Below are 2,079 nucleotides of genomic sequence, written 5' to 3'. Positions count from 1 at the left end.
GGCTGGCCGCGCGGTGGCCGGCCCCGCCGCGCCGGGCGCCGGTGTGTCCTCGCCCAGCGGTATCCGGGCCCGGCGCGCCAGCAGTGCGGCGGCCTCCCGCAGGGGCCGCGCCCCGAGCCGTACGGCCGTGGCGTGGGCCTGGGCGAGGGGTTCGGCGGCCGCCTCGGCCGCGCCGGCGGTCAGCAGGGCCTCGGCCAGGCGGTGGCGGACGCGCGCCAGGTCGTACGGGCGGTCCAGCCGCGCGAAGGCGGCGGTCGCCCCGGCCCAGCGGTCCGGGTCGGGATCGCCTTCGGCGCGGGCGAGTTCGGCCTCCAGGAACAGCGCGTACGCCTGCCACACGGGCACCGGCCGCGGCAGCGACGTGGCGGCGGCCCGGATCCGGGCGAGGGTCCCGGCGCGGCCCGGGTCGGCCGCGGGCAGGCCCCGGGCATCGGCCTCGGCGGTGGCGGCGGAGACGAGGAGAGGCCACATATAGCGCAGGGTTTCGGCGCACGGTCCGATGGCCAGGGCCTCGTCGAGCGCGGCGCGTGCGTCGTGGACACGGCCGCGCGCCGCGGCGAGGTCGAGGGTGAGGCGCGCGAGCGGGAGGAGGTACTGCGTCTGCGGGTCGTGGCTGCCGTAGTGGTCGCGGGCGGCCGCCAGCTCGCGTTCGGCCGTCTCCAGGTCGCCACGGCTCAGGGCCAGCTGGGCGAGCCGGCCGGCGGCCGTGCCGCGCGGCTTTGGGCTCTGGGCGAGGCCGCGGGCCCGGCGGGCGGCCTCCTCGGCCTCCGGCCAGCGGCCGAGGGAGAAGAGCGACTCGGCCTGGTTGCCGGCGACCCAGGCCATGGCGTCGCGCAGGCAGAAGCGGTGCAGGACCACGAGGCCCTGGGCCGCGACCTCGGCCGCCTCCGCCGAGCGGCCCACACCCTCCAGGGCCGAACCGAAGTTGATGTGGCAGCGGCTGAGAACGTGCACGTCCCGCTGCTCGACGGCCTGCGCGCAGACGGCGCGCATCTCGGCGATGCCGCCGTCCACGTCACCGGAGTCGATCATCAGGCCGCCGAGGGTGAGCCGGGCGTTGAGCTCGGTGCCCCGCGCGCCGACGAGCCGGGCGAATTCGACGGCCTGCTCGGCAGTGGCGAGGGTGTCGGGGTCCCGGGTGTGCACCGCGGACCAGGACGCGGCCTGCCCGAGCACCTCGGCGTGCACGGGGGACGGCGGCAGGCCGCGCACCAGGTCACGCGCCCGGTCGAGCTCCTGGCGTCCGTCGCCGCGCCCGAGGGCGTCCATCAGCCGGGAGCACTGGATCCAGAACCAGGCCGCCCGCAGCGGGTCCTCGGTCTCGTCGAGCATGCGCAGGCCGCGCTTGGTCATGGCCAGGGCTCGCTCCCGCTCGCCCGACATGTGCGCGGCCACCACGATCTCGGCCAGCAGGTCCAGCCGGCGCAGCGCGTCGTCGCCGCAGCCGCAGGCGGGATAGACGCCGGCGTAGTCGAAGGCGCGCTGCTCCTCGCGGGTCTCGGCGGGCACGTCCTCCCACAGTTCGAGGGCTCGCTCCAGCAGGCGCAGCTGCTCGGTGTAGGCGTAGCGGCGGCGGGCGTGGACGGCGGCGTCGAGGACGGCGGGCAGCGCCTTGGCCGGGTCGTGGGCGAGGTACCAGTGATTGGCGAGACGGGCGGGGCGCTCGTCGGCGCGGACGAGCCCCGGCTCGTCCTCCAGCGCCCGCGCGTAGCGGCGGTTGAGGCGGGACCGCTCCCCGGGCAGCAGGTCGTCGACGACGGCCTCGCGCATGAGCGCGTGGCGGAAGCGGTAGCCGTCGCCGCAGGAGGTGGGGCGCAGGATGCTGGCGCCGACGATCTGTCGCAGGGCCTCGATGAGCTCGTCCTCGCCGAGGCCGGTGACGGCACGCAGGAGTTCGTACTCGACGGTGTCGCCGCCCTCGGCGGCGACGCGCACGACGCGCTGGGCCGTCTCGGGCAGCGCCTCGACGCGGACGAGCAGGAGGCGCCAGGACATGAACGGCCCGGAGGCCGAGGCCGCCGTGCAGAAGGACCAGCAGGAGGGCTACTCGCTCGGTGTGCAGAGCACCCCGTCCTTCCT

The 2,079-nt window shown here is 76.9% G+C and carries 1 pseudogene; it reads right to left on the bottom strand.

Going from position 1 to position 2,079, the window contains the following annotated elements:
* Nucleotides 1-1,995 (bottom strand): annotated as a pseudogene (locus AB0K09_RS32945) (hypothetical protein); the annotation flags it as partial.
* Between the last annotated feature and the right edge of the window lie 84 nt (nucleotides 1,996-2,079).

The sequence above is a fragment of the Streptomyces sp. NPDC049577 genome, assembly GCF_040675635.1.
Lineage (GTDB): Bacteria > Actinomycetota > Actinomycetes > Streptomycetales > Streptomycetaceae > Streptomyces.
Note: the sequence above shows the minus strand (reverse complement) of the source record. Positions and strands in the feature narration are given on the sequence as shown.